Raw genomic sequence first — 26,443 nt, 5'->3', positions numbered from 1 at the left:
GAACTGGATTTCCCTGGTTGCCATGATTATACTGTCCATCTGAGGTTTTGACACTTCTTCAAAAAAGTAGCTTTTAGGGGGGATACAATGATTGACAGGCTTGATAGGCTGAAATCGCTGATAAAGACCTTTCCGGACAAGCCAGGGGTCTATCTGATGCACGACTTTTCGGGAAAGGTAATTTACGTCGGCAAGGCCAAATCTCTAAGAAAAAGGGTTTCGTCCTATTTCCGCCATTCCGGCTTTGCCTCGCCTAGGCTTAGAAAATTGGTCGAATCCATCGAGGATATCTCCACCGTCAGGACCGAGACGGAGGCGGAGGCTCTCATAGTCGAGTCAAGGCTGATAAAGAAGATCATGCCCTTTTTTAATGTCGATCTTAAGATGAACGAGAGGTATCCCTACGTCCAGGTGACCGACGAGGCCTTTCCCAGGCTTGTGGTTACCTTGAGAAAGGGGGAGGGGACACATATAGGTCCCTTTATAAGCGCAGGGGAGCTCAGGCACCTTTTACGGCTGGTGGAGAGGTATTTTCCCTTAAGAATATGTAAATACGACCTGACGAAGACGAGGCTGAAAAGGCCCTGTATCAGGCATTCTTTGGGAAAGTGTCTCGCTCCCTGTTCAAATCTGTGCTCTAAATCCCGCTATAACGACGTCCTGGACGACGTCATTTTGCTTCTAAGAGGCCAGACGTTGGACGTGACCACAAGGCTGAGAAAGAGGATGGACCAGGCCGCGGTAAATATGGATTTTGAGGAGGCCGCCAGATTACGGGACACGCTCCGGGCCTTGTGGCGTTTCTCAAGACAGAAGGTCTCGGCGACTTTGTCCTCCGATCTTGACGAAGATACATGGCAGGTCCTGTCCAGGCTTCAGGAGCTACTGGGCCTTGCTACCGTTCCATGGAGGATAGACGGTTTTGATATATCCCACTCCTCGGGACATGAGACCTACGGGGTAGTGGTGGTCTTCGAGCAGGGAATATCCAACCCATCCCTTTACAGGCGTTTTGCGATAAGAGAGGTTCAGGGTATAGACGATTTTAGGTCTATGAGGGAAACGGTTCTCCGAAGATATCAAAGGTGCCTTAAGGGAGAATCCCCTCTTCCTCAGCTGATATTGATCGATGGAGGGCCAGAACAGCTGAGGTTCGCAGAACTTGCCCTGGCCGAGCTAGGGCTCTCCATACCAATGATCTCTTTGGCGAAGAGGGATGAGCTGATCTTTCGACAGGGATCCGACGAGCCTATAGCCCTAGACCGTAACGATCCGGTTCTAAGGCTCTTACAGAGGATAAGGGACGAGTCTCACCGGTACGCTATCACAACCCATAGATCCAAGAGACAGGAAAGGCTCAAGAGGTCGGCCCTGGAGGATATCCCAGGAATAGGCAAGCACAGGGCCGCATCTCTCCTGGCAAGGTTCGGTAGCGTCCAGAGGATATCCGCCCTTACGGAGGAAGAGCTGTCTCAGGTATCGGGAATAGGACCTAAACACGCTAAAAATATATTGAAGCACCTTGGGGGTGAGAATAATGACTAGAGTGGACGACCAAATCTATATGAGAAGGGCCTTGAGCCTTGCGATGAGAGGGACGGGCTTCACCTCGCCTAACCCTATGGTCGGATGTGTGATAGTGAAAGAGGGTATAGTCGTTGGGGAGGGATACCACCGAAGATGGGGCGGTCCCCACGCCGAGGTAGAGGCTCTCTCCATGGCGGGCAATCACAGCTTTGGCTCGACGGTGTACGTGACCCTTGAGCCCTGCTCCCATAGGGGCAAGACCCCTCCCTGCGCTCCCGCTTTGGTTGAAAGGGGCATATCCCGTTGCGTAGTCGCCACGGTCGACCCAGACGAGAGGGTAATGGGCAGAGGTCTCGATTTGCTCAGGACCTCCGGTATCGAAGTTTCGGTAGGCCTACTGGAGGACGAGGCCAGATGGCTCAACAGAGGATTTATAAAGGGCGCACTCACATCCATGCCCTGGGTAACCATAAAGGCGGCGGTAGGCCTGGACGGCAAAATCGCCCTTAAAGATGGATCAAGTCGATGGATATCCGGTGAGCTTTCCAGGGTAAAGGCCCATCTCTTAAGGTCCCAAAACGACGGTATACTGGTTGGAAAGGGAACGGTTATATCCGACGACCCCTCCCTCACGGTCAGAGAGGTCGCTGGGCCTTCTCCCGTTCCGGTGATACTTGGGACCGTGGGGGATGACCGCAAAATTCGGTCCGACTCCAGGACCATCGTCTACGACGATGGTTTTATCAAAAGAGAGGGCCTGAAAAATATTCTCCTAGATCTACACCGAAGAGGGATTCGGCGGCTGATGGTGGAGGGAGGGGGAGCGGTGATATCCTCTTTTCTGTGTGAGGGTCTGGCTGACGAGCTATCGCTATTTATAGCCCCTAAGATAATGGGAGAAGGCGTCTCCGTTGCCTCCTGTCTATCCATAGGCTCTATGGAGGAGGCCCTCGGCGTGAGAACCCTGTCTGTAAAGAGGCAGTCGGAGGATCTTTGGTTTGAGGGGGTATTTCCTTGTTCACTGGACTTGTTGAAGCGGTCGGAAGGATAGATAAAATAACCAAAGGCGATGGGGTTTATGTCCTATCGGTCACATCTCCTGAGATAGCTCCTGAGCTGTACTTAGGCCAATCGGTAGCCTTATCCGGTGCCTGTCTGACCGTGTGTTCCTTTAACGACAGAGCCTTTACCGTCGAGGTGACCGACGAGACTATGGGTAAAACAAAATTTTCGACCATGAAGCCCGGCAGCGAGGTAAACCTGGAGAGGGCTCTGTGCCTGTCCTCCAGGCTCGACGGTCACATGGTGACAGGCCACGTAGACGGTATCGCCGAGATTGTCGGGAAAAAGGTTATCGGTAGATCTTGGTGGCTGACCTTTAGAGTTCCTGAGCATCTGCAAAAATACGTGGTTACCAAAGGATCTATCTGCCTCGACGGCGTAAGTCTTACGGTAGCTGAAAAAAAGGACTGTAAATTTTCAATCGCCTTGATACCTACTACCATAGGTGAAACGACGTTGAGGACGGCGACGGTAGGTGATCGTCTTAACCTGGAGGTGGACATTATAGCCAGATACGTAGAGTCTCTACTTGGGCCAGGCAGTGAAGGTAATAATCCCCTAAAAGGTATTTCGATGAACCAACTTAAAGAGATGGGATGGTGAATATCGTGGAGACCAGAGACAGCTTTCTTTCCTCTATCGATGAGGCTATAGAGGATGTATCACAGGGTAAAATGGTTATAGTCGTAGACGACGAGGAGAGAGAGAACGAAGGGGATCTGGTGATGGCCGCTCAATACGCTACGGCACAGTCGATAAACTTTATGATACGTTACGGCAGAGGCCTTGTATGTGTCCCTATAACCGAGAAACAGGCTGCCAGGGTAGGCCTTACCCCTATGGTGGAGCGAGGTGGAGACCGTCAGGGTACCGCTTTTACCGTAAGTGTGGATTTAAAAGAGGGTACTTCTACAGGGATCTCTGCGGAAGAAAGGGCTATGACCGCCAGAGCTCTATCGGATAGAGGTTCTTCTGCGGATATGTTTATGAGGCCTGGGCATATATTCCCTCTGGTGGCCAGATCCGGTGGTGTGCTCAGGAGGTCGGGACACACCGAGGCGGCGGTGGACCTGGCCTCGATGGCGGGATTGGAGCCGGCAGGTGTTATATGCGAGATAATAAAAGACGACGGATCTATGGCTCGATTTCCAGATCTTATCGAATTCTCAAAAAAACACGGTCTAAAGGTCATATCCATACAGGATCTTATAAGGCACAGGACGATCAGGACCAAGCTAGTCGAGAAGGTCGCTGAAATAAGACTTCCCACCGAATACGGTGATTTTCAGGCCCACGCCTACAGGAGCCTTTTAGACGACCAGGTAGATCGTCTGCACATCGCCTTGGTAAAAGGCGATGTTCGGGAAGGCGATTCGATTTTAGTTAGAGTTCATTCCGAGTGTATGACCGGAGACGTGTTTGGCTCTCTGAGATGTGATTGTGGGCCTCAGCTACACTCCGCACTAAGCATGGTCGAAAAAGAGGGAAAAGGGGTGGTCCTCTACATGCGCCAAGAAGGCAGAGGAATAGGTCTACTGGAGAAGCTCAAAGCCTACAAACTTCAGGAGGAGGGCATGGATACCGTGGAGGCGAACGTTGCCTTAGGTCATAAGCCAGATTTAAGGGATTACGGTATAGGCGCTCAGGTTCTTCAGGACTTAGGGCTTTCCTCTATAAGGCTCTTGACCAACAACCCTCTTAAGGTCGTGGGGCTGGAGGGTTACGGTATTACCATAACCGAAAGAGTTCCTCTCGTGATCGAACCTAACGTGTATAATAGGCGATATTTAAGCACAAAAGAAGATCAGATGGGGCATCTGCTCCACTTGAAAGATCTGCTCAAGTAAGGAGGTAACGGAAATGAAAGTATATCAAGGGAAGTTAGTCGCTCAGTCAGGGAGATACGGGATTGTCGTGTCCCGATTCAACGATCTCATATCGTCAAAGCTTCTTGAAGGGGCTAAAGACGCCCTTTTTCGCCATGGGGTAAAGGTAAACGATATCGATGTAGTATGGGTTCCTGGGGCCTGGGAGATCCCCCTTGCGGTAAAGGAGCTGTCCCTTTTGGGTAAGTACGACGGTTTGATCGCCCTTGGTGCGGTCATAAGAGGGGATACCCCTCATTTTGAGTACGTTTCCTCGGAGGTCTCAAAGGGCTTGGCCCATATAGGCCTTGAACAAAGGATTCCGGTGACTTTTGGCGTTTTAACCTGTGACGACCTGGAACAGGCTCTTCTCAGGGCTGGCAGCAAGGCAGGCAATAAAGGAGCCGAGGCGGCAATCGCCGCCTTGGAGATGGTCAATCTCATAAGAGAGATGAGGACCGGCAAGGAGGCATGAAGCGATGTTGGATGTGAAATACGTCAGGGAAAATATGGACCAGGTGAGAGCTTTTCTAGAGGCCAGAAACTACAGTTTTGACCTTAGCTCTATTTTGTCCCTGGACGGAAAGAGGAGAGAGCTTATTTCGAAAGTTGAACAGCTAAAGGCGGAGCGAAACGCCGGGTCGAAGGAGGTCGGTGCCGCTAAAGCCAAAGGTGAGGATGTCTCTGCCCTTATGGAGAGAATGAGATCCATCGGGGAGGAGATCAAGTCTCTGGACCAGGAAGTAACCCAGATAGACTCGGACCTAGAGGGCATAATGCTTCAGATACCTAATAAACCTCATTCCTCCGTTCCCGTAGGAGCCGACGAGGAGGAAAACGTTGAGGTCCGCCGTTGGGGTACCCCTAAGGCATTCGATTTTGACCCTTTGCCTCACTGGGATCTAGGGGAAAATCTGGGCATTCTGGATTTCAAAAGGGGAGTATCTCTGGCTCAGAGCCGTTTTACCGTTATGGTTGGCGCTGGAGCTAGGCTTGAAAGGGCTTTATTGAACTTTATGCTTGACCTTCACGTCGACCGTCACGGATATAAAGAGATAAATCCTCCCTTTATGGTGAACTCCGCAGCCATGTCTGGAACAGGTCAGTTGCCCAAGTTTGCCGACGATCTATACCGAGTTGCCGATGACGATCTCTGGCTCATCCCTACCGCCGAAGTGCCTCTGACCAATCTTCACGGAGGGGAAATACTGGAGGAGTCCGATTTGCCTCTTTACTATACCGCCTATACCCCTTGTTTCAGAAAAGAAGCGGGGAGCCACGGCAGGGATGTCAGGGGAATAATGAGGCAGCATCAGTTTGAGAAGGTTGAGATGGTCAAATTGAGCACCCCCGACGGAAGTTACGATGAGCTGGAAAAGCTTACAGCCAACGCCGAAGAGGTCCTTCAGCTTCTAAAACTGCCCTACAGGGTCATAACCTTGTGTACCGGTGATATGGGTTTTGGGTCCTCTAAGACCTACGATATTGAGGTTTGGTTGCCCTCTCAGGATAGATACAGAGAGATCAGCTCCTGCAGTAACTGCGAGGATTTCCAGGCGAGACGAATGAACACCCGCTATAGGCCTTCCGACGGTGGTAAGCCTCGGTTTGTCCATACCCTCAACGGCTCCGGTATCGCTATCGGAAGGGCTTTGATCGCTGTCATGGAAAACTATCAGAGATCGGACGGTTCGATCGAGGTGCCAGAGGTCCTGATCCCCTACATGGGTGGGATAAAGGAGATTTCCCCGCTTTAAGGGGGACAACGCCGCCGATCCCTTTAGATCGGCGGCGTTGTGGAAAAAGGATAGATCCGCTGGTACAATGGCATGGTGAGGAGGTCTTTTTTTAGTGCCTACTTGTGAATTTTAGGGAGGGACTCGCCATGAATAATGTTATTGCGTACGCTATATTTGCCCTCATGGGCTTGGTCGTAGCGTCTTTTTTTCTTCAAAAAATATATAGAAGGTCCTTGTCGAGGGAGAGGTATTTCTACATGAGAGACCTGTCCTTGGTCGCAGGGTGGATTCTATTCGCCCTTTGGTCGGGCAGTGAACCTATAAAAGTAGTGGTTGCGATGGCCACATTAGGTGCGGTCATTGGAATGGCTCAACATACATCTCCAGGTAAAAATTTATCCTGGCTTCTTGGGGCAGTTGGCTTATGTTTTGCCGCTATGGGACCTAGGATCTATTTTATAGGATTATCCAACGGTGAATACCTCTATCTTTCGCACTACAGCTCTTTTCTGTTGACCGCTGTTTGGGTGACCTTGTTTCCTCTGCTTTTTCAGAAACTGGATTATATTCCTGGATTGGCGGGCCATCTGCTTGGAGTAGGGTTCTCTCTAGCACTTTTGGTTTCTTCGCTGTCCGGCCAGTCTCTTGCGGGAGGTTTTTTAATGTCCCTTGCCGGACTTTCATTTACCGCCGTTTTCTGGAGTCGTCTAGGGCACAACTATAGACAGTTAGGACGGCCTCTAGCTGCTTTTTGGGGGATAATCGTAGCAGGGGCATCTCTAGTAGGTGTCTCGAAAGGCGTGACCTTTACCGCTATTATGGTTATACCTATGGGGCTCTACGCTCTGCCGATAGCGGAAGCCTCTCTGAGCTTCATAGCCCAGGCTCTTCCGGTAAAGGGGTGGGGGCGGATTTCCATCTATCATCGGATGATAGATAAAGGGATAGATCACCCTAAAGCGGTGAAGTTCGTCACATTTCTCTGTCTCTCCATAGGAGCGATTGTGTCCTTTGTCCAGATGGGCATCGACGATAGTAATAAGCCAATTCTGCTGTTTATCCTTGGAGTTTCCTCTTTTGTGGGAATCACCTGCGCTAGAGGGGCTAGGTCTTACAGGGATTCGTCGGACATGTGGGGAATACCTATGGACGGTATCTCTATGAATTATGCACTGTCAAAGACTAGATCCAGAATTATAAACCTAGAGCCCTCCGCTATGGTGGTTACCGCTAACGCCCTATCCCTCTATCGTACTCGAAAAGACCCAATATACAGGGATGTGGTGAAACGTTCCTGGCTGACTCTTCCCGATGGAGCTGGGTTGGTCTGGGCTATGAGACTGTTGGGGGTTCCTGTAGTTGAACGAGTTGCAGGAATAGATTTTATGCACGGATTAAGCAGGTTGTCGGCAGCTGAGGGATGGCCGGTTTACCTATTAGGGAGCAAGCCTGGAGTAGCCGATGAAGCGGGAAGAAAGCTAACTGAACTTTATCCTGGCCTTGTCGTCGCAGGATCAAGGGATGGTTATTTCTCCGAGGAAGAGGATCTTGATGTAGTTCAGGAGATCAAAGACTCCGGTGCGAAGGTCCTTTTCGTCGCTTTAGGCATGCCTAAACAGGATGTCTGGCTGGACAAGTATCTTCCTGATATGGATGGAGTTGTCGGTGTAGGGGTTGGAGGAAGCCTAGACGTGGTGTCAGGGCGACTCAAGAGAGCTCCAGCGGGATGGCAAAAAATCGGTATGGAGTGGCTTTATAGGCTTATCCAGGAGCCTAAAAGGCTTCGGCAGGATCTGGATTTAGGGCTTTTTGTGCTTATGGTTCTTTTGGAGAAAATAGGTCTCGGGGACGGTGATAAAAAAGATGAAAAACTTCGTAGCTGAGGATATTATGAGCAGGGACCTTACGGCGATGATGGAGGATGACAGGCTTTTGGACGCTATTCACGTCCTCTACAGCCACAGTCTTTCAGGGTTGCCGGTGATAGATGAAGATTGGAGATTGGTAGGATATCTCTCCGAATCGGATATCCTGAGGCCTACTATCCCAACTTATCTAGAGATCCTGGCTCAGAGCTCTTTTTTAGGCAATGAGGAAAATATTTTATTTCAGCGATTTGGTGCGATGAAGGATTCCCAGGTTAGGGACATTATGCACAAAGAACCTGTATTTGTGTCTCCTCAAACTAATATAATGACCGTGGCGGATCTAATGTTAAGAAAACAGATAAAGAGACTTCCGGTCGTTGATTCGTCAAAACTGGTTGGAGTAATCGAAAGAGGTGCCTTCTGTGAGTTTTTAATGGAAGGTGGCTCTAAAGGTGCATAAACCAGGTATTAAATCCAACGATATCGACAGAGAATGGACGGAGTCTATCCGGCTAGAGGAGGAGAAACAAAAGCTTTCATTGGAGTTTGAGCTTAGAAGATCGGAAATTATGAATGAGGTAGATATGGCCAGAGAGAAACTGGATGAAATGGCCTGTAATACCGTTAAAAAAATAGAGGCGGAATTGCCCGATAAGCTGGAACAGGTGGCCATAGCCCAGGAAAAGCTCTACGTCGAGGCTTTAGCGGAGATAGACAAACTAAAAAACTCACTTGATGAGCTATCCTTAGATGGGGTTGTGGATAGGTTTTTTCTCGTCCTGTCGGGGCTTCATGTCGATGAGGAGGGGCGACGTTGATAAAGAAGATGGTCAGAGTTGCCCTGTGGGGACTTATGTCAAAACAGAGAGAGATAGTCTCCTTTCTTCACGAAGAAGGTATCATACACCTGGAGTACAGCGACTCTGCGAGGATAAGCGCAAAAGACGCCGATAGCTTGAGACTGCTTAGAGCTAAGCTGATGGGGATGATTGAGCTTCTCGAATGGAACGGATGGGATCGGATAAAAGATGATGACCTTAAAGTCGTCGACGACAAGCTAAAACTGCCCTTCCCTGAGGTAATATCGGAGATAGACGGAAGCCTCGATCACTTCAAGGCGCAACTCTCAGATTTATTTAGCAAAAGAGACGACTTGGATAGGCTAAAGGACAAACTAAAGAAAAGCAAGGATTTAACCTTTAAATTTAGATCCTTTATCGAGGAACATTCGAGGGAAAATCGTAGTGTCTCCCTTTGGTGGGTAAAATCCGATACCGTCGGAGAGGTTATCGGTCGATTGCAGGTCGCTCTTAACGGAATGTGGACAGGGATAGGACGGGTTCCCGATATAAGGCATCACTTTTCTCCTGTAGGAGAAAAAGAGGGGCTATTGTCCTTGGCTGTTCCTGTAGAGCTAGGGGATATCATGTCGGAATGTATGTCAAAGGAGGGGCTTTTGTGGACTCCTCCGGTTTCTAGTAAGAACGATAGCCTCCTTAAGTCCATGGAGAATATGGATAAAGCGATTTCAGAACTCCCTGCTCGGCAAAAGGAATTCGAAGACACCCTAAATAGGGTTAGATCCGAGTGGGGGGCTAAGTTAGGTTGTCTTTTTATACTGATAGACGAAAGGCTTGAGCAGCTAGTAGCGGAACAAGGCTCCTATAATATGGGGTCAACGTTTTTGCTAGAGGGATGGCTTCCTGAGAACGATAGAGATGAGTTCTGTAAGAGGATCAAGGGGACTTTCGGCGATGAGGTCCTTATAAGATGGAGATATCCCGCTTCCGATGAATGGTTTAAAGTGCCGACCGCTCTCGATAATTCCAGTATTTTTAAGCCCTTTGAGATATTTTTAAAGCTAGTTCCGACTCCTCACTATAGAGGCACCGATCCTACCGTTATGATAGGTATTTTTTTCCCTTTTTTCGCCGGTTGCATCGTTGGAGATGGAGGATACGGTATAATTTTGGCGTTATTGTCATGGTTCATAAGGAGTAGGGCTAAAAAGAAGGTAGTTTCTGACCTATCCTTCGTACTGTTTTCTGTGTCTGTCTGGAGCATATTATGGGGAGTCGCCTACGGCGAGTTTTTCGGTGACTTTGCCTACAGGGTGTTTGGCCTTCATCCGTTGTGGGTCGAGAGATCTCATGCGGTAATTCCTGTTCTGTCTTTCACAATAGCATTAGGCTTAGGACATATACTCATAGGATTAGGTCTAGGGGTCATCGATGGGATTAAGAACAATAATCGTCATATCTGGATGGAGAAGGCCGGCAACGGAATTATCATCCTTTCCATGGTTGTTTTGCTCTGCTCCATCAAGGGAGTTATTCCCCAAGCTTTTTTTTCTTTTTCTATAGGGGTGCTAATCGTTGGTTTAGCTCTCCTGGTTGTCGGTGGAGGTATTGGAGGAGCGGTGGAGGCGATGAGTTCCTTCGGGAGTATCCTAAGCTACGTCAGGATAGGAGCTATCGGGCTCTCCTCCGCTATACTGGCTATGGTGGCCTCTAAATTTGTGGACGTTCTCGGGGTATCGTTCCTGGGAATTTTTATAGCTCTAGCTATACATCTTTTGAATTTCGTACTGGCCACAGCGGAATCGGGGCTCCATTCTGCCAGGCTTCATTACGTTGAGTTTATGGGGAAGTTTTACGCCGGAGGAGGCAATCAGTATAAACCTTTCTCCAAAAAAAGGAGGAATTATTGATGGAAAAAGCTCTTATAGCCTTTGCCGCAGCTCTAGCGGTAGGTGTCCCTTCTATCGCTACCGCTCTTGCTCAGGCTAAGATAGGAAGCGCTGCTGCTGGAACTATAGCGGAGAAGCCAGAAACATCGGGTACAATGATAATACTTGAGGCGATACCTGAAACTATGGTTATATTAGGTTTCGTTGTGGCTATAATGATAATTCTGCAACTTGCTTGAGGGCATAATGGAAAAAAGTTCTGATCTGGAGGCTTTTATCCTATCTCTGAGAACTGAAGGAGAAGAAGAGCTTAGGAAACTAAAGGTTCAGGTTGAGGATCAAATAGCCGACATGATAGCCCTCCGCAGGAACGAAGTGGAGTTGGAGATCGGAAATATTTTGGAGCAGCATTCCAGGATTTTGGCAAAGGAAGAGGCTTTTCTGGTGTCAAAACACAGAGGAAAGATCCTTGAGGCAATAGAGGGGCTTCAGCTTGAGCTTTGCGATCGAGTTAGGTCAATGATAGAGTCTAAGCTGGATTCGTTGCTTGCCTCGGATAGCTATAAAGATTCGTTAGAAAGGTTGCTCTCCGAGGTCGTCCAAAAAGCCGGGGCTTCCTCGACGGTCGTAGTTCCTCCGAGCCAAGTTGAATCCTTGTCCTCAAAGGGATATAAGGTACAGGGAGGAACTCTCGATCGATGGGGCGGTTGTATTGCGATAGATGAGGAAGGGGGAGCTATTTTTGAGAATACCTATAGAGGAAGGCTCGAGAGGCTTTTCCCCGAAATCGTTCGAGAGTTGGCGATCATGTTTGATGAGGTACTGGAAAAACACGAGTTCATCTCAGAGAGATTACGGATATCTTAATGCTCGTCTTAGGGGAAGGTGGGGAGCGTTCTACGCTCCCTCTTTTTTCGACTCTATGTCTGATGAGGATCTTTATGGCTTAGAACAGGTTATGTTGAAGGGGCCTTATGCCTCCCATTACAGGAGAGAGCTTGTCACCGCTAAATCATCTATTTTGGAACGAATAGAGAGGGCGACTACGTCTGGGGCTTCGGAGAGGCTTAGATCGGTTTTCGAGTTCTCGACAGGAGAAGCGAAAGAGCTTATTCCGGTTCTGTCTGTCAGAGGAGATATGTTTAACGCCAGGATATTGCTCCGCAGGTTTACCGAAAGGGACAATCGTTCCGGTCAGCCTCAATGGCACGATTATGGCCCTTTAGGTAGTTTTTTCTTCGATTCCCTATGGAGGGAATGCGTTTCGCCGATGGAAGCGGTGGAAAGGTGCTATACGAGCAGCGAGCCTACGGCGATTCCTTTAGCCCATTCCCTTGAGGCCTTTATCGAAAGCTCTGATTTCATGATCGCAGAGAGATGTTATATGTCCGAGATTATTTCATGGTCTTTAAAACCGCTGAATGGCCTTTCTCCTGGAGAGGATAAGGTTAGAGAGTTCGTCGGCAGATCTGTAGATCTGTGGAATATTCAAATATGGTTTAGAAAATCTCTCAGCAGGAATAAAGATATAGGTCAACACTGGGATTATCTCGATGGGGGAACCATAACCCCGGATATCTTTGAAAGATCTAGCTCTATTGCCGACCTTTTGTCCGACACTATCTGGAATGATTCGTTAAAGCTATCTAGCCGGTCTTTTCCCGAGCTTGGTAGAAAGCTACAACTCGACTTTTTGAAATGGCAGATAGCTCTTTTCCGACTCGATATTTTAGGAATAGGGGTGGCTATAGCCTATATGGCCCGTCAAATTCTCGAGTGGCGTAACATGGAGATCTTAGCTGTTGGACTATCAGCTAATCTTGCCCCCGATAGAATTAGGAATTTACTATGGAGACTTTAAGATATGTCGGCTATCAATAAGGAAGTAACCGCGATTGTCCTGGGAAGGCGATTTTTTATAGACCTTTGGGGTATCTTAGGGATAATACCTATGCCCTGTGAGGATCCACTAGAACTACCTCGAATTCTCCCTGAAATTCTTTCAAGGAAAAATATCGGCTGTGTTATGGTCGAAGATCAGTGGTTTCGGCAGTTGCCTTTACCGCTAAAGGAGAAGCTGGAGGAGATGGAGAGTCCCCTATGGGTTTCTCTTCCAACCCTTTCGATCGAGGAGGAAAGCTATGAACAATAAGTCCAGTATATGGGGTATAGCCGGTCCCGTTGTAAAGACTATAGTAGATTTTTCCGTGTTGATGTATGAAGTTGTTTACGTAGGTCCTCAGATGCTTCTAGGGGAGATAGTCAGGGTCAAAGGCAAGCTTGTGGACATACAGATTTACGAGACCCCTGATGGTCTTTCCGTCGGGGACACTATATTGTTTTCGGGAAAGCTCTTGTCTGTAGAGCTTGGTCCTGGACTCCTTGGTTCCGTCCTCGACGGAATAGGACGACCTTTAAGGACCTTAGGCGCTGATGGAGATTTTTTGGAAAGAGGTAAATTAATTCCCTCTATAGATCATAGCAAAAAGTGGCATTTTATACCTATGGTATCATCCGGCGATAGGGTTTCTCCGGGGGATGTTATCGGAGTGGTTAGAGAATGTCAGGCGATTGAGAATTTAATAACTGTGCCACCTGACCAAAACGGTGGAATTCTGGCCTATATAGCTCCTGAAGGGGACTACGATCTGGATTATCCTGTCGCTATATACGATGAGATAAACCTTTTTATGGTTCAAAGATGGGATGTCCGAAGGGCTCGTCCTATACTGGAAAGACTCCCTTTGTCCAGTCCTTTGATAACCGGACAGAGAGTTCTGGATACCCTCTTTCCCGTCGCTCAAGGAGGGGCGGCGGTTTTGCCTGGAGGATTCGGAACCGGTAAGACCGTTACCCAACAATCGGTAGCTAAGTGGTGCAACGCAGACGTTATAGTCTATATAGGTTGTGGCGAAAGAGGAAACGAGATGACCGAGGTCCTGGAGGAGTTTCCATCCTTGAAGGATCCTTACAGAGACGCTCCTCTTATGGAGAGAATGGTCCTTATCGCAAATACCTCTAATATGCCTGTTGCTGCGCGAGAGGCCAGCGTCTATCTTGGTATGACGGTGGCTGAATATTACCGAGATATGGGGTTATCGGTGGCGGTAATGGCGGACTCTACCTCTAGATGGGCGGAGGCTCTCAGAGAGATAGGAGGAAGGCTGGAGGAGATGCCCGGGGAGGAGGGATATCCGGCTTATCTTGGCACTAGGCTCGCTGAATATTACGAGAGAGCTGGCAGGGCCTCGGTTCTGGGAAAACCTAACCGAGAGGGGGCTATAACGGTTATAAACGCTGTTTCTCCGGCGGGAGGTGATTTTTCTGAGCCTGTTACTCAAGCTAGCTTGAGGCTTTCCGGTACCTTTTGGGCTTTGGACAAATCTCTAGCTCATCAAAGACACTTCCCCTCTATCAACTGGAATCAAAGCTACAGCCTTTATGATAAAGAGCTTGAGGCGTTTTTTTGCGAAGTCTCTCCCGATTGGCACACCCTCAGATCTTTTCTAAAGGAAAAACTTTCATCCGAAAAGGCCCTTAAGAGTTTGGTCCAGTTGGTAGGCAGAGATGGCCTATCCGAGAGAGACAAATGGACTCTCGCTTTTGTGGATATAATCAAAGCTGTCTACCTTCAGCAAAACGCTTTCGACCCTGCAGATGCCTCTTGTTCTATAAAAAATCAAGAGGCTCTTATGTCTTGCCTTAGGGATCTCGATAGGGTCGTTTTAGATGCGATATCCTCTGGGCTTAGCTGTGATTTTGTCTACGACAGACCTATTATCAGAGACCTGTTATCCCTTAGAGGTTTAACTCCAAATGATCTTAGACAGAGCTTTGTTTTATGGCTTGATAGCCTAAAGGAAGACATAAAGAGCTCTACGGTGGTGATTTCCGATGAAACTGTATAGGGAGGGCTATTCTAAAATATCTGGAATGGCTGGGCCTCTTCTGTTTGTCGAAGGGGTTCAGAACGCCGGTTATGGGGAATTGGTAACGATAGAGGACAGCAAGCGAAAGCGTCAAGGCCAGATTTTACAGATAGACGGAGATCTCTGCGTTATCCAGCTATTCGATGGATCTATGGGGTTAGGTACTGGAGGAACTACCGTATGGATGGATCGTAGCGTATTTAAAGTACCTGTCGGTAGTGGGCTGATAGGAAAGGTACTGAACGGCAGAGGGCAGGATCGGAGCGGCAAGGAGCTCCTGTTTTACGAAGACAGGCTACCTGTCTCTGGTTTACCTATCAACCCCGCTAGAAGGAGCAGCCCCCAGTCCTTTATACAGACCGGTATATCCTCTATTGATATGATGAATACTTTAGTTAAAGGCCAAAAACTACCTGTTTTCGCCGGACCTGGTCTTCCTGCAAACCGTCTCACCGCTCAGATAGTAAAACAAGCCAGATCGTTAGATAAGGACAGACAGTTTCTCGTGGTGTTTGCCGCTATGGGGATAACCAAAAGGGAGGCCCAGTTTTTTATGGACTCCTTTGAAGAGACCGGTGCCCTGGAAAAGGGGGTTTTCTTCGTAAACCTCGCCAGCGATTCGGCAGCGGAAAGGCTTTTGACGCCTCGAATGGCCCTCACGGTCGCTGAATATTTTGCGTTTCAAAAGGGTTACGATGTCTTGGTGGTTATGACCGATATGCTTCACTACTGTAACTCTCTCAGGGAGGTCAGTGCCGCTCGAGAGGAGGTTCCAGGGAGAAGAGGATATCCTGGATACATGTATTCAGACCTTGCGGAGCTATACGAAAGAGCTGGGTGTATAGAGGGTAATTCGGGAAGCATAACCCAGATTCCGATAATCACCATGCCTGATGACGACATGACCCATCCGGTGGTAGACCTCTCTGGATATATAACCGAGGGGCAGATCGTGCTGGGAAGAGACTTGACGGACAAAGGGATTTTTCCTCCCGTAGATGTATTGCCCAGCCTGAGTCGACTCATGAATAAAGGTATCGGTAGAGGAAAGACCTTTAGCTATCATCGAGCGATGGCCGATCAGCTTTACGCATCGTACTCTAAAGCCAGAGAACTTGTGAAATTAAGGCTCATCGTTGGAGATGAGGGGCTAACCGATCTCGAGCATAAATACATAGAGTTCGGCAGGCTTTTTGACGACATCTTTATCGATCAAGGAGATTCGGATATCTCTATAGAGTCGACTTTTGATCGGTCATGGGACGCGTTGAAAGTCCTTCCAGATCAGGAGCTCTTTAAACTTCCTTCCGATTTGGTCTCTAGGCGGGCAAGGTAAATGTCCTTCTCCGCCACAAGAGATCGTCTTCTAGAGGTTTCCTCTCAGATAGGGAATGTTACCTTTGGAAAGGGGCTTCTTGAGAAGAAAAGGGATGCTCTTATGAGATCGATGGAGGGAGAGAAGAAAAAATTTAAATCCATCAAGAAAGAATTTAATCTTCTGTGCTCTCAAATCTCCACCCTTTACGGTCTAGTAAGGGCCTACGATGGGGCGGAGGCGATACAGCTCTTAGGGTTACAGCGTTCCCCGTTGACTCTTTTCGCCGTAAAAGAGTCAATTTTAGGATTTAGCTATACGGACTTTTCTCCTAAATCTTTGGATGAGAGGACAAAGCTGTCGATGGCTATGGACCCCGCTTTGGTGTCCATCTACATGGAAGAACTGCTGTTCTTTATCTCTAAATGCGAATCGGTTTTATGGGAATATGTGACCCTAAAAGGCAAAATACAGGCTTTCGAGCGGGAGCTTAAAAAAACCAACTTAAAAATAAATACGTTAGAATATTCGCTGTTGCCTTCCTTGATTCAGGAGAGAAGGCGTATAATGGAAACCATATCGGAACGAGAAAGGCAAGAGCGATTTTCGATAAAAAAACTAACAAAGAAGAAGCGAAGAGCATGAAAATACAGGTCTTAGCCGTAGGGAAGCCCAAAGATGTGTTTGTTAAAAAGCAATCTGAGTCTTATCTTCAGCGGTTAGGGATGGGCTTATCCGCTGGCGTCGATTTTTTGCCCGATTTCTCGAGAGGCAAAGGGGCCATCAAGGCTATTGAGCTTGAGAGTAAATCCCTTTTGAAGGCTATATCCCCGAGAGACCATGTTATCCTTCTCGACGAAAAGGGTGTCAGTTTGTCCAGCGAAAGTTTTTCCGATCGCTTATTTTTACAGCTGAAAGAAACACCTGGCAAGATTGTTTTCGTTATAGGCGGTCCCTTCGGGGTTGGGGAAGAGGTTCACCTTAGATCAAATGAAAAGCTATCGCTCTCCAGCATGACTATGACCCACGAGATGTGTCTGTTATTTTTGTGCGAGCAAATCTATAGGGCAGCGATGATAAAACAGAATTCTCCCTATCATCATAAATAGACTTGGAGGAAATAACATGAAGTTAAATAACATAATGAAGCAGGCTCAGAAGATGCAGGCCCAGATGGAACAAATTCAGGCATCCTTGGCGGACGAAAGGGTCGAGGGAAACGCCGGTGGTGGTATGGTTAAGGCCGTGGCTAACGGTCAAGGGGAATTGATATCCGTCCGTATATCTCCAGAGGTAGTTGATCCTAAAGACGTCGAGATGTTAGAGGACTTGGTCCTTGCTGCAGTAGGAGACGCTATTCGAAAGGGGCAAGAGTTAGCCCAGAGTAAGATGGGACAGGTTACCGGTGGACTAGGTGGGGCTTTAGGGTTAGGTCTTTAAAGTGTCTCTTCCCGTTCCTTTTGAGCGACTTGTTGCCCTTTTAAAGAAACTTCCAGGAGTTGGAGAGAAGAGCGCCCGCAGGATGGCGTTCTTCTCTTTTCAGGCCCCTGAAAGCTACTCGTCGGATTTGGCTGGAGCTTTGTTGAGCTTAAAAAAAGATCTATTTAGTTGCGAGATATGCGGAAACCTAACGGATTCACAGCCTTGTAATATATGCTCCGACCCTATGAGGGATAAAAAGGTTCTCTGTATAGTCGAGGTGGTAGAGGACCTGCTCAGCATAGAGCAGGCTGGCATTTTTGACGGCATATATCATGTCCTTGGTGGGACGGTTTCCCCGCTTGACGGGACTGATATACCGGAGGAGAGTCTCTCTAAGTTGATATCTACCATCAAAAAAAATAAAGTAGAGGAGGTTATTATAGCCACAAACCCACGGATTGAAGGGGATATGACTTATCATTCGGTTTTGTCCTCTTTAGGGGAGTTTCCTGATGTAAAAAAAAGCAGGCTCTCTTACGGATTGCCTGTCGGCGGTAGCATCGAATTTGCCGACAGAGTAACCCTCCATGCGGCGATGGAATCTCGAGTTTATATAAAATAACTCTTTCGAATGGAAAGGGGTGATCAAATGACCGATGGACTTATCAAGATAATGAGATTTATATGTCGTGTCTTGCTGGCCCTTCTTGGGGGAATAGCGGGATATCAGCTGGCTCTATCTATGGTTCCACATCTTTCCGAATGGATAGGAACGGAGCGACTCCTGAGCAAATTTATTTTAAGTGGCGTATTTGTGTTTTTATGTGGTTCTATGGGATTTCTTATCGCTCCTGTCTTCTTGAGAATTCTCGGCCTTATCGGAACTTTGTTTGAAAAGCACCTTCAAAGCACCCGTTGGCAGGATATTTCAGCTGCTACGACCGGACTTTTTATCGGCCTTATTCTGGCTAATTTGGTTGCAATGCCTTTCTCTGGCCTTCCCGTTGGCCCCTATATAGCCGTCTTCCTTAACTTAGTGATCGGATACGTTCTGGCTAGGCTTTTCGTTCAGCGTCAGCACGATATAAGAGGTGCTCTCTCCTTGGTGATAGGGCTTAGACAGAGACTTAACCTTAAAAAGGACAGATCCTCCAGTGGGTCGGACGATGGTATGGAGGAATCTCCTATGGAGTTTGTGTCCGGTAAAATTTTAGACACAAGCGTGATTATAGACGGAAGGATCTTGGACATAGCGAGAACCGGTTTCCTCGAGGGCCCTATAATCCTCCCTCGGTTTGTCCTGGCGGAGCTTCAAGCGGTAGCCGATTCGAGGGATCCTAATAAGAGAACTCGAGGTAGAAGAGGCTTGGACGTAGTAAAATCCCTCCAGAAAATACCTCACCTCGACATTTCCATAATGGAAATCGGTTTAAAGGAGCTTGATGTCGATCTGGTCGATAACGGCCTTATCGCTTTGGCTAAAAAAATTGACGGCAAAATACTAACTACAGATTATAACTTAAACAAAGTAGCCCAGATCAGGGATATCGTCGTTCTCAACGTCAACGACCTATCTAATTCCCTAAAGCCCTCGCTTCTGCCTGGAGAGGTGGCTGTTGTAGACGTAATAAGGGAGGGCAAGGAATACCACCAAGGGGTGGGGTATCTGGAAAACGGGACTATGCTTGTCGTAGAGGACGGAGCGGACTATATAGGTCACAGGGTCGAGGTCGTGGTGACCTCTATGCTTCAGACCTCTGCCGGTCGAATGGTTTTTGGAAAGGTCCGAAAGGAAGTCGACGAATGAGTGGTTCATGGGGATTTCTCATAATGGCAGCAGGGAAGGGGACTAGACTTGGAGGAACCCCTAAACAGTTTCGTTCTTTAGGTCATAAAAAGGTATGGGAGTGGTCGTTGGATCTCGCTAGATCCCTTACGATCGACCAGATAGTTCTCGTCCTTCCCGAGGACAGCGAAGACATCTTGACTGGCGACAATTCAGATTTTTTTATAACTTCAGGTGGATCTACTAGGGCGCTATCTGTAATAAAAGGGTTAGAGGCGTGTAGTTCCGATTGGGTCTTGATCCACGATGGAGCAAGACCTTTTGCATCATCGGATCTATGTCGGTCGCTGATGGATTCGGTCTCTACTGACGAAGGGGCCATACCTGTATTGCCTATCGACGACGCTGTAAAAAAGATAAACTCCGACGGTTCTCTAGACGCAGTAAATCGAGATTCCCTTTTGGCGACTCAGACCCCTCAGGTTTTTCATAGATTATCCTTGTTAAATATTTTAAAGCAAAATGCAGATGGTTTTAGGGATGAGGCAGAGGCTTGGCTTGAGTCTGGGGGAAATATAGTGACTGTTCCTGGAGAGAAAAGCAATTTTAAGATAACAACTGAAGAAGACTGGAATATAGCTCAAGATATCGTTTCTGGTCCTGATCTAAGGATAGGGCTGGGGTTTGACGTTCATCCACTAGTTCCTGGAAGACCTCTAATTTTAGGAGGGATTGAGTTTGACTCTCCTCTCGGCCTCGCAGGCCATTCGGACGCCGACTTAATCTGTCATTCTATCGCCGACGGTATCCTGGGAGCGGCTGGTTTGCCCGATATAGGTTTACTTTTTCCCGCCAGCGACGACTCTTATAAGAATGCTGACAGCTACGCTCTTTTGCTTAAAGTTATAGCTATGGCTCTCGATAAAGGCTGGGATGTGCAGTGGGTCGATGTTGTCCTAAATGCCCAGCTTCCCAGAATAGGCAATAGGGTTCAAGAGATAAAAGATAAACTGAACGAAGCCTGGGGTAAAAATGTCTATAAAATAAATTTAAAAATTAAATCTGGTGAAGGTGTCGGTGCTGTAGGGGAAGGTCTCTGTATGACCTGTCACGCATCTGTTACGGCAAAAAAAATATCCAGGTTGCGTTACAGGAGAAATCGTCTATAATGCTTACAATTTATGTCTGGACAGAAAAAAGTTAGGAGGCCCTTATTGATATGATCGAAAAATTTGTTTCTTACGAAGGATTTACCTTTGACGACGTTCTCCTCGAGCCCCGGTACAGCGAGATTCTTCCTGGAGATGTCAAGGTAGATACCTGGCTTACCCCTGAGATAAAGTTGAACATTCCAATCTGTAGTGCCGCTATGGACACGGTCACCGAAGGCAGGTTGGCCATCGCAGTAGCTCGGGAAGGTGGAATTGGCATAGTCCACAGAAACACCTCGATAGAAGGGCAGGTCAAAGAGGTCGATAAGGTTAAGAGATCCGAGTCGGGAGTTATCGTCGATCCTTTCTTCCTGCACCCTGAGGATAATTTGATTCAGGCCCAGGAGCTCATGTCCCATTACCATATATCTGGAGTTCCTATAGTCGACGGTAGCAACAGGCTTGTGGGTATAATAACCAACAGAGATCTGAGGTTCATCAACGATTATAGCCAGCCGATATCGGGGGTTATGACCTCTAAAGACCTTATAATAGCTCCTGAGGGGACTACCCTTGAGGACGCTCAACAGATACTGATGAAACATAAAGTAGAGAAGCTACCTATAGTTGATGATAACGGTGTCTTAAAGGGACTTATCACGATAAAAGACATTCAAAAAGTAAAGGACTTTCCCGATGCAGCCAAAGACGGAAACGGAAGACTGAGAGTCGGCGCTGCTGTAGGTGTGTCTACCGACGTCCTCGATAGGGTAGACGCTCTAGTTAAGGCTTCAGTCGACGTCATCGTGGTGGATACCGCCCATGGTCACTCTAAAAAAGTCCTTGACACTGTGGATATAATAAGAAAAAGGCATCCAGATTTATCCTTGATCGCAGGCAATATAGCTACCGCCGACGCTGCCCTCGCTCTGATAGAGAGAGGCGTAGATGCCGTTAAGGTAGGAGTTGGTCCTGGATCTATATGCACCACAAGGATAATCGCTGGGATAGGAGTCCCACAGCTAGCAGCAGTTATCAACGTCGCCTCCGTCGCAGGACCTAAAGGAGTAAAGGTTATCGCAGACGGGGGAATAAGGTATTCCGGTGATGCTGTTAAAGCCTTGGCAGCGGGCGCGGATTGTGTGATGATAGGATCGCTCCTGGCTGGAACAGAGGAGAGTCCTGGGGAGGTCATTATCTATCAAGGTCGTTCCTACAAGAGCTACCGGGGAATGGGTTCTCTCGGTGCTATGAAAGGCGGATGTAGCAAGGATAGATATTTCCAGGAAGGGGCAAAGGAGAACAAGCTTGTCCCTGAGGGAATTGAAGGTCTTGCTGCCTACAAAGGATCGGCTAGCAACATGATTTTCCAGATGATAGGTGGCATACGCTCCGGTATGGGCTATGTTGGGGCTGGTGATATAGAGGAACTCCATAGTAACGCTAGATTCGTGAAGATTTCCTCCGCATCGGTAAAAGAAAGCCACCCTCATGATGTGGTTGTCACCAAGGAAGCCCCTAATTACTGGGTAGACTGATCGATAGGAGGCCCTACGATGTCGCTCAAAAAAGCGAGGTGCTTTAGGAGGTTAAACGACGTGACATGCTCTTACTGGATGGGGCTGGATGATTTGGACAGCCTCGAAGAGGATGTTACGTCCGACCAAGAGCTTCGCCTTCCTCCGGAAGAGGATTTTATCTCCACCGTAGACCTATGGTGGGGAGATTTCCTGTCGGAGCTGATGGAGTGATGTTGTAGGGTCTATCGATGCGTGTTATACTTGGTCGGAAAATGGGCCGATCATCCTGGAGAAAGAAGAGTGGGGCTCCCCACTCTTCGTTTTTTATGTAATCATAAGCTAAAGGAGTCGAGGTATATTCATGGAGGGACAGCATTTCTCACACGAAGAAATTCGTTCCATAGTAGAAGCTCTTGGATACGAATTTGTGGGGTTTGAGATAAAAAAAGAATCCGGTTCTCCGTTCTTCAGGGTCTACATTGACTCTTTAGGCGGGATATCCGTCAGGGATTGTGAAATCGTCGCAAGAAAAATCAACAAAACCCTGGAGGAAAGGGGACAGGACCTCCTAGAGGAACGTTACTATCTGGAGGTAAGCTCACCAGGTCTGGAACGTCCTCTGTGTACTGTCGACGATTTTAGACGATTTGAAGGCCAGACCGCTTCTCTTCGCTTTCGAGAGCTTCTGGAGGGACGTAGGAGAGTTACCGGAAAAATAGATTCGGTAGAGGGCGATACGGTAATTGTCCTTTCTGATGAGGGTCCTCTAGAGGTCCCTATTTCGCTGTTGTTATCGGCAAAGCTCGTGTATAAGCCCGATAAGCAACCGAAAAAAGGTGGATCTCAAAGGCAAAAAAAGAGCAAAAAAAATGATTTAAAGGAGGAGCGGTAAAATGCAGCTCGGACTGGATTTTGTTCGTGCCCTAACTCAAATGGCCGAAGAAAGGAAATTATCCGAATCGGTTATTCTGTCCAGCATAGAAGCGGCCCTTGCCTCTGCCTATAAAAAGTTCAAGGAGAAAAATATCGATCCAGAGGTACGTATCGACGGATCGACTGGGGAGATCTCTATCTTCGAGATTCGCAGAATCGTAGATGAGGTAAAAAACCCTGATTCAGAGTTATCTCCTGAGGAGGCAACTGCCTTAGGCTATCTTGGGTTGGTCGAGGGGGACGTAATAAGGACGTCGATTGAAACTGCTCCTGAAAGTTTTGGACGTATAGCTGCCCAAACCGCTAGACAGGTTATAATACAGAGACTTAAGGACGCCGAGAGAGAGATTATCTTCAACGAGTTTGCGGAGAAGGTCGGCGATCTCGTTACAGGAATCGTCTTCAAGTCGGAAAACGATCAAATATTGGTAAGGATAAACGAGAGAACTGAGGCTATGTTGCCTAGAGAAGAGCGTATAGCCGGGGAAACCTACGACCTTGGCAGTAGGTTTAAGTTCTACCTCCTGGATGTACGCCAAACCACAAGAGGTCCAAGGATAGTGGTGTCCAGGACCCATCCAGGACTGTTAAGGCGACTGATGGAACTGGAGATCCCTGAGATAAACGACGGTGTCGTCGAGATTCATGGCATAGTCAGAGAAGCTGGAGCTAGAGCTAAAGTAGCGGTTAATACATTGGACGTAAACGTCGATCCTGTAGGTGCTTGTGTTGGCAACGGAGGGTCACGTATAAAAAACATAAGCAACGATCTTGCGGGTGAGAAGATAGACATCGTGATATGGAGCGAAGACCCATTGCTGTATATCAGAAATGCCTTATCTCCCGCTAAGGTCGTTCGTGTTGAGCCGGTCTTAGAGCAGGAAAAATCCGCCAGAGTATTCGCTCGTCCCGATCAGCTTTCTCTGGCTATAGGCAAAGCCGGTCAGAACGTGAGACTAGCGGCTAGATTGACCGGTTGGAAGGTGGACATAAACCCGTTGGCGATAGACTTGGATGTAGTTCCCACCTCTCAAGATCTTTTTGACGACCTCGTCTGAGGGCAGGTACTGATGCCTAAAAGGACAAAAAACTCGAGGATGTGCGTTTTTTGTAGGGAAAAGAAAGATCCTTCCGCTTTTTTAAGGATCGTAAGGCTTCCTGATGGAACAGTAACTCTCGATGAGACCGGTCGTCTAAACGGGCGAGGCGCCTATCTCTGTCCTTCCTCTGTGTGCTTAGATGGAGCCCGTAAATCTAGGGCTTTTGATAGGGCTTTAAAGATCTCCGTCCCAGAGAGTATCTATTCTGTTCTCGCAGACTGGATAAGGGGGAAAAATGACGTCCACTAATTCGTCAGCTTTGTTTTCTTTGGGACTGGCTAGAAAATCCGGTGTTTTGATCGCAGGACAGGATAGGGTCTTTGCCTGTTTAAAAGGTAATAAGCTAGATTTTGTTGTTCTTATGGCTTCAGATAGGTCCGACGCTGTCGCGTCGACTGTCGGTCGAGTTGTGTCTTCGAGAGATAGGGTTATTCAGATGGTCGATATTGACCGATACCTATTGGGGAGATCGATTGGCCTTAACCGCTGTCAGATTGTGGCCCTTCCCTTGAAAGAAGGGCTGGCCGAAGCGGTTGTTCGTCAACTTTCAGAAGGGGGAGAGGCCGTTGAGTAAAATTAGGGTCTATGAGCTGGCAAAAATGCTTGAAATGAGCAATAAGGATTTAATGGAGGTCTTGGAGGATCTGGGCGTAGAGGCAAAGAGCCATATGAGTTCTCTGGATGTGGATACAGCCCAAATGGTGGAGGATTCTGTTAAAGCTAAAGACAAGAAAAACAGTACAGAAGAGGATTCTTCCTCCGACAGACCGTCGATAAAGGTTTCTAAAGGCTCGTCTGTAAAAGAACTAGCGGAGATCATCGATGTGCCTGCATCGGATGCGGTAAAGGCTTTGATAAACAAGGGGATGATGATCCCTGCCTCGGCGCAGGTGGACGACTCTGTCTTATCCGTTTTATCGGAGGTCTATGAGCTGGACCTCGAATGGTCCGACGATAGTCCTGAAGTTGTCGAAGATGCTCCGTTAAAAACGTTTAAAAAACCGATCCTCAGAGGGGAGAACTTAAAGCCAAGAGCCCCTATCGTTACGGTTATGGGCCATGTCGACCACGGCAAAACAACCCTTCTCGACACCATAAGGAACACCAATATTACCGCAAGAGAAGCTGGGGGAATAACCCAACATATAGGGGCCTCCAGGGTTCATCACGAGGGAAAGGACATCGTCTTTCTCGATACCCCTGGGCACGCGGCTTTCACCTCTATGAGAGCAAGAGGCGCACAGTGCACCGACATAGCCATTTTGGTCGTAGCCGCTGACGACGGAGTGATGCCTCAGACTATGGAGGCCATCAGTCACGCCAAAGCGGCTGGGGTCCCTATTATCGTAGCGGTTAATAAAATGGATAAACCAGCGGCAAACCCGGACAGGGTAAAGCAGCAGCTGAGCGATCACGGTCTCATCCCAGAGGATTGGGGCGGAGACACTATTATGGTCCATGTATCCGCTAAATCTGGGGAAAACATAGATCAGCTTTTAGAGATGATCCTTCTGGTCGCCGAGATGGAGGAACTCAAGGCGGATCCCACCGTATCCCCTGAAGGTGTCGTCATAGAGGCTGAGCTCGATAAAGGGAAAGGTGCTGTAGCCACCGTACTGGTTCAGCAAGGAACCCTTAAAAAAGGCGATATTATCCTAATGGAATCGTCATGGGGCAAAATTAGGGCCATGATTAACGCTTCGGGCAAACAGTTAAAATCAGCAGGACCAAGCACAGCTGTAGAGATTCTAGGCCTTAGCGATGTTCCTCAGCCTGGAGAACGGTTTATCAAAGTCGATGCGGAAAAAGAAGCTAGAGACTCCATTTCCGCCAAAGACCAGAAGCGCAGGGAAGTTGCAAATCAGATGTCTCCCAGAATGACCCTTGAAGAGCTCTACTCGAAGATGCAGGATGGGGCGACGCCTACGGTCAACCTTTTGATAAAGTGTGATGTTCAGGGAAGCGTTGAAGCTCTAGTCGGTTCTTTGAACAAAATGGTTACCGATGAAGTCGGTATAAACGTCGTTCATACCGGGGTTGGAGGCCTCTCTGAGTCGGACATCATGTTAGCTTCCGCATCGGACGCTATCGTTATAGGGTTCAACGTAAGACCTGACAATAACGCGAAAAAGATGGCTGAGAAAGAGCACGTCCAGATAAGGCTCTACAGGGTGATATACGATGTTATAGACGACATAAAAGCCGCTATGGAGGGTATGTTAGCCCCAGATGTAAGGGAAAACATCTTAGGACAGGCGGAGATACGGGAGATCTTTAAAGTCCCTAAAGCCGGTAAGGTCGCAGGATGTATGGTTACGGAAGGCAGTATCAAAAGAGGCTCTAAGGTCCGTCTCATAAGAGACCGGGTAGTCTACTGGGAGGGGGAACTTTCCGCTCTCAGGAGATTTAAAGATGACGCTTCTGAAGTCAGTGCCGGTTACGAATGCGGTATGAGCTTCGCTAAATTCCAAGACATAAAAGAGGGCGACGTTGTTGAGGCCTACGACTTGGTCGAAGAGAAAAGGCATCTTTAAGGC

At 48.0% G+C, this 26,443-nt stretch carries 28 protein-coding genes; all 28 read left to right on the top strand.

All coding sequences use genetic code 11. The features are described from left to right. Window positions 1-87: 87 nt before the first annotated feature. Complete coding sequence (locus B9Y55_RS00730; protein ID WP_085543436.1) at window positions 88-1,545, top strand: excinuclease ABC subunit UvrC; 1,458 nt, start codon at window positions 88-90, stop codon at window positions 1,543-1,545. Then, window positions 1,538-2,578: a bifunctional diaminohydroxyphosphoribosylaminopyrimidine deaminase/5-amino-6-(5-phosphoribosylamino)uracil reductase RibD gene (gene ribD, locus B9Y55_RS00725; protein WP_085543435.1), complete on the top strand. Its 1,041-nt coding sequence runs from the start codon at window positions 1,538-1,540 to the stop codon at window positions 2,576-2,578. Before B9Y55_RS00730 ends, ribD begins: the two co-directional genes overlap by 8 nt. Then, window positions 2,542-3,192 (top strand): riboflavin synthase, encoded by a 651-nt coding sequence (locus tag B9Y55_RS00720; protein ID WP_085543434.1) that lies wholly within the window; start codon window positions 2,542-2,544, stop codon window positions 3,190-3,192. The genes ribD and B9Y55_RS00720 overlap by 37 nt, the downstream gene beginning before the upstream one ends. Continuing rightward, window positions 3,186-4,436 carry a bifunctional 3,4-dihydroxy-2-butanone-4-phosphate synthase/GTP cyclohydrolase II gene (locus B9Y55_RS00715; protein WP_085543433.1) on the top strand — a complete coding sequence of 417 codons (1,251 nt, stop codon included), beginning with the start codon at window positions 3,186-3,188 and terminating at the stop codon, window positions 4,434-4,436. Before B9Y55_RS00720 ends, B9Y55_RS00715 begins: the two co-directional genes overlap by 7 nt. Window positions 4,437-4,449: 13 nt before the next feature. Further along, entirely contained in the window at window positions 4,450-4,929 is a 480-nt protein-coding gene (ribH, locus tag B9Y55_RS00710) for a 6,7-dimethyl-8-ribityllumazine synthase (protein ID WP_085543432.1), read from the top strand. 4 nt (window positions 4,930-4,933) lie between these two features. Further along, window positions 4,934-6,211: a serine--tRNA ligase gene (gene serS / locus B9Y55_RS00705; protein WP_085543431.1), complete on the top strand. Its 1,278-nt coding sequence runs from the start codon at window positions 4,934-4,936 to the stop codon at window positions 6,209-6,211. Window positions 6,212-6,339: 128 nt separating this feature from the next. Then, on the top strand, window positions 6,340-8,076 hold the full coding sequence (locus B9Y55_RS00700; RefSeq protein ID WP_085543430.1) for a WecB/TagA/CpsF family glycosyltransferase: 1,737 nt from the start codon (window positions 6,340-6,342) through the stop codon (window positions 8,074-8,076). Continuing rightward, window positions 8,045-8,521 (top strand): CBS domain-containing protein, encoded by a 477-nt coding sequence (locus tag B9Y55_RS00695; protein WP_234986066.1) that lies wholly within the window; start codon window positions 8,045-8,047, stop codon window positions 8,519-8,521. Before B9Y55_RS00700 ends, B9Y55_RS00695 begins: the two co-directional genes overlap by 32 nt. A gap of 109 nt (window positions 8,522-8,630) precedes the next feature. Further along, on the top strand, window positions 8,631-8,879 hold the full coding sequence (locus tag B9Y55_RS00690) for a hypothetical protein (RefSeq protein WP_143340758.1): 249 nt from the start codon (window positions 8,631-8,633) through the stop codon (window positions 8,877-8,879). Beyond that, the gene (locus B9Y55_RS00685; protein WP_085543427.1) at window positions 8,876-10,771 is read left to right on the top strand and encodes a V-type ATP synthase subunit I; all 1,896 of its coding nucleotides are present in this window, start codon (window positions 8,876-8,878) and stop codon (window positions 10,769-10,771) included. Before B9Y55_RS00690 ends, B9Y55_RS00685 begins: the two co-directional genes overlap by 4 nt. Beyond that, entirely contained in the window at window positions 10,771-10,989 is a 219-nt protein-coding gene (locus B9Y55_RS00680; RefSeq protein ID WP_085543426.1) for an ATPase, read from the top strand. The genes B9Y55_RS00685 and B9Y55_RS00680 overlap by 1 nt, the downstream gene beginning before the upstream one ends. 7 nt (window positions 10,990-10,996) lie before the next feature. Continuing rightward, entirely contained in the window at window positions 10,997-11,617 is a 621-nt protein-coding gene (locus B9Y55_RS13150; RefSeq protein WP_159448173.1) for a V-type ATP synthase subunit E, read from the top strand. Window positions 11,618-11,672: 55 nt separating this feature from the next. Then, window positions 11,673-12,611 (top strand): V0D/AC39 family V-type ATPase subunit, encoded by a 939-nt coding sequence (locus B9Y55_RS00675; protein WP_234986064.1) that lies wholly within the window; start codon window positions 11,673-11,675, stop codon window positions 12,609-12,611. 280 nt (window positions 12,612-12,891) lie between these two features. Continuing rightward, on the top strand, window positions 12,892-14,658 hold the full coding sequence (locus B9Y55_RS00665; RefSeq protein WP_085543423.1) for a V-type ATP synthase subunit A: 1,767 nt from the start codon (window positions 12,892-12,894) through the stop codon (window positions 14,656-14,658). After that, window positions 14,645-16,015, top strand: a complete 1,371-nt coding sequence (locus B9Y55_RS00660) for a V-type ATP synthase subunit B (protein WP_085543422.1) — start codon at window positions 14,645-14,647, stop codon at window positions 16,013-16,015. Before B9Y55_RS00665 ends, B9Y55_RS00660 begins: the two co-directional genes overlap by 14 nt. Continuing rightward, window positions 16,016-16,639, top strand: coding sequence for a V-type ATP synthase subunit D (locus B9Y55_RS00655; RefSeq protein WP_085543421.1), 624 nt, complete (start codon window positions 16,016-16,018; stop codon window positions 16,637-16,639). Beyond that, entirely contained in the window at window positions 16,636-17,103 is a 468-nt protein-coding gene (locus B9Y55_RS13690; RefSeq protein ID WP_085543420.1) for a 23S rRNA (pseudouridine(1915)-N(3))-methyltransferase RlmH, read from the top strand. The genes B9Y55_RS00655 and B9Y55_RS13690 overlap by 4 nt, the downstream gene beginning before the upstream one ends. 16 nt (window positions 17,104-17,119) lie before the next feature. Continuing rightward, on the top strand, window positions 17,120-17,434 hold the full coding sequence (locus B9Y55_RS00645; protein ID WP_085543419.1) for a YbaB/EbfC family nucleoid-associated protein: 315 nt from the start codon (window positions 17,120-17,122) through the stop codon (window positions 17,432-17,434). A gap of 1 nt (window position 17,435) precedes the next feature. Further along, on the top strand, window positions 17,436-18,038 hold the full coding sequence (gene recR / locus B9Y55_RS00640; RefSeq protein ID WP_085543418.1) for a recombination mediator RecR: 603 nt from the start codon (window positions 17,436-17,438) through the stop codon (window positions 18,036-18,038). Window positions 18,039-18,065: 27 nt separating this feature from the next. After that, entirely contained in the window at window positions 18,066-19,223 is a 1,158-nt protein-coding gene (locus B9Y55_RS00635; RefSeq protein WP_085543417.1) for a PIN/TRAM domain-containing protein, read from the top strand. 23 nt (window positions 19,224-19,246) lie between these two features. After that, window positions 19,247-20,371, top strand: coding sequence for a 2-C-methyl-D-erythritol 2,4-cyclodiphosphate synthase (ispF, locus tag B9Y55_RS00630; protein WP_234986062.1), 1,125 nt, complete (start codon window positions 19,247-19,249; stop codon window positions 20,369-20,371). A 50-nt stretch (window positions 20,372-20,421) separates the two neighbouring features. After that, window positions 20,422-21,891 (top strand): IMP dehydrogenase, encoded by a 1,470-nt coding sequence (guaB, locus tag B9Y55_RS00625; protein WP_200806593.1) that lies wholly within the window; start codon window positions 20,422-20,424, stop codon window positions 21,889-21,891. Between the two features lie 18 nt (window positions 21,892-21,909). Beyond that, window positions 21,910-22,104, top strand: coding sequence for a hypothetical protein (locus B9Y55_RS00620; RefSeq protein WP_085543414.1), 195 nt, complete (start codon window positions 21,910-21,912; stop codon window positions 22,102-22,104). A gap of 130 nt (window positions 22,105-22,234) precedes the next feature. After that, window positions 22,235-22,765: a ribosome maturation factor RimP gene (locus B9Y55_RS00615; protein ID WP_085543413.1), complete on the top strand. Its 531-nt coding sequence runs from the start codon at window positions 22,235-22,237 to the stop codon at window positions 22,763-22,765. Between the two features lies 1 nt (window position 22,766). Beyond that, complete coding sequence (gene nusA / locus B9Y55_RS00610; RefSeq protein WP_085543412.1) at window positions 22,767-23,864, top strand: transcription termination factor NusA; 1,098 nt, start codon at window positions 22,767-22,769, stop codon at window positions 23,862-23,864. Window positions 23,865-23,876: 12 nt separating this feature from the next. Then, window positions 23,877-24,155, top strand: a complete 279-nt coding sequence (gene rnpM / locus B9Y55_RS13685) for an RNase P modulator RnpM (RefSeq protein ID WP_085543411.1) — start codon at window positions 23,877-23,879, stop codon at window positions 24,153-24,155. A 10-nt stretch (window positions 24,156-24,165) separates the two neighbouring features. Continuing rightward, a complete protein-coding gene (locus B9Y55_RS00600) occupies window positions 24,166-24,480 on the top strand; it encodes a hypothetical protein (protein WP_085543410.1) in 315 nt (104 codons plus the stop codon). Next, window positions 24,473-26,440: a translation initiation factor IF-2 gene (gene infB / locus B9Y55_RS00595; RefSeq protein WP_085543409.1), complete on the top strand. Its 1,968-nt coding sequence runs from the start codon at window positions 24,473-24,475 to the stop codon at window positions 26,438-26,440. Before B9Y55_RS00600 ends, infB begins: the two co-directional genes overlap by 8 nt. Window positions 26,441-26,443 lie beyond the last annotated feature (3 nt).

Source organism: Dethiosulfovibrio salsuginis, from assembly GCF_900177735.1.
In the GTDB taxonomy this organism is placed as follows: Bacteria; Synergistota; Synergistia; order Synergistales; family Dethiosulfovibrionaceae; genus Dethiosulfovibrio; species Dethiosulfovibrio salsuginis.
Note: the sequence above shows the minus strand (reverse complement) of the source record. Positions and strands in the feature narration are given on the sequence as shown.

Coding starts and splice junctions, on each gene's coding strand:
- B9Y55_RS00700 (WP_085543430.1), top strand. CDS start 6,340: ATGAATAATGTTATTGCGTACGCTATATTTGCCCTCATGGGCTTGGTC.
- B9Y55_RS13690 (WP_085543420.1), top strand. CDS start 16,636: ATGAAAATACAGGTCTTAGCCGTAGGGAAGCCCAAAGATGTGTTTGTT.
- ribD (WP_085543435.1), top strand. CDS start 1,538: ATGACTAGAGTGGACGACCAAATCTATATGAGAAGGGCCTTGAGCCTT.
- B9Y55_RS00615 (WP_085543413.1), top strand. CDS start 22,235: ATGGAGGGACAGCATTTCTCACACGAAGAAATTCGTTCCATAGTAGAA.
- B9Y55_RS00690 (WP_143340758.1), top strand. CDS start 8,631: ATGAATGAGGTAGATATGGCCAGAGAGAAACTGGATGAAATGGCCTGT.
- B9Y55_RS00660 (WP_085543422.1), top strand. CDS start 14,645: ATGAAACTGTATAGGGAGGGCTATTCTAAAATATCTGGAATGGCTGGG.
- B9Y55_RS00680 (WP_085543426.1), top strand. CDS start 10,771: ATGGAAAAAGCTCTTATAGCCTTTGCCGCAGCTCTAGCGGTAGGTGTC.
- serS (WP_085543431.1), top strand. CDS start 4,934: ATGTTGGATGTGAAATACGTCAGGGAAAATATGGACCAGGTGAGAGCT.
- B9Y55_RS00665 (WP_085543423.1), top strand. CDS start 12,892: ATGAACAATAAGTCCAGTATATGGGGTATAGCCGGTCCCGTTGTAAAG.
- B9Y55_RS00620 (WP_085543414.1), top strand. CDS start 21,910: ATGTCGCTCAAAAAAGCGAGGTGCTTTAGGAGGTTAAACGACGTGACA.
- guaB (WP_200806593.1), top strand. CDS start 20,422: ATGATCGAAAAATTTGTTTCTTACGAAGGATTTACCTTTGACGACGTT.
- B9Y55_RS00655 (WP_085543421.1), top strand. CDS start 16,016: ATGTCCTTCTCCGCCACAAGAGATCGTCTTCTAGAGGTTTCCTCTCAG.
- ribH (WP_085543432.1), top strand. CDS start 4,450: ATGAAAGTATATCAAGGGAAGTTAGTCGCTCAGTCAGGGAGATACGGG.
- B9Y55_RS13150 (WP_159448173.1), top strand. CDS start 10,997: ATGGAAAAAAGTTCTGATCTGGAGGCTTTTATCCTATCTCTGAGAACT.
- B9Y55_RS00730 (WP_085543436.1), top strand. CDS start 88: ATGATTGACAGGCTTGATAGGCTGAAATCGCTGATAAAGACCTTTCCG.
- B9Y55_RS00715 (WP_085543433.1), top strand. CDS start 3,186: ATGGTGAATATCGTGGAGACCAGAGACAGCTTTCTTTCCTCTATCGAT.
- B9Y55_RS00645 (WP_085543419.1), top strand. CDS start 17,120: ATGAAGTTAAATAACATAATGAAGCAGGCTCAGAAGATGCAGGCCCAG.
- ispF (WP_234986062.1), top strand. CDS start 19,247: ATGGCAGCAGGGAAGGGGACTAGACTTGGAGGAACCCCTAAACAGTTT.
- B9Y55_RS00675 (WP_234986064.1), top strand. CDS start 11,673: ATGTCTGATGAGGATCTTTATGGCTTAGAACAGGTTATGTTGAAGGGG.
- B9Y55_RS00635 (WP_085543417.1), top strand. CDS start 18,066: ATGACCGATGGACTTATCAAGATAATGAGATTTATATGTCGTGTCTTG.
- rnpM (WP_085543411.1), top strand. CDS start 23,877: ATGCCTAAAAGGACAAAAAACTCGAGGATGTGCGTTTTTTGTAGGGAA.
- nusA (WP_085543412.1), top strand. CDS start 22,767: ATGCAGCTCGGACTGGATTTTGTTCGTGCCCTAACTCAAATGGCCGAA.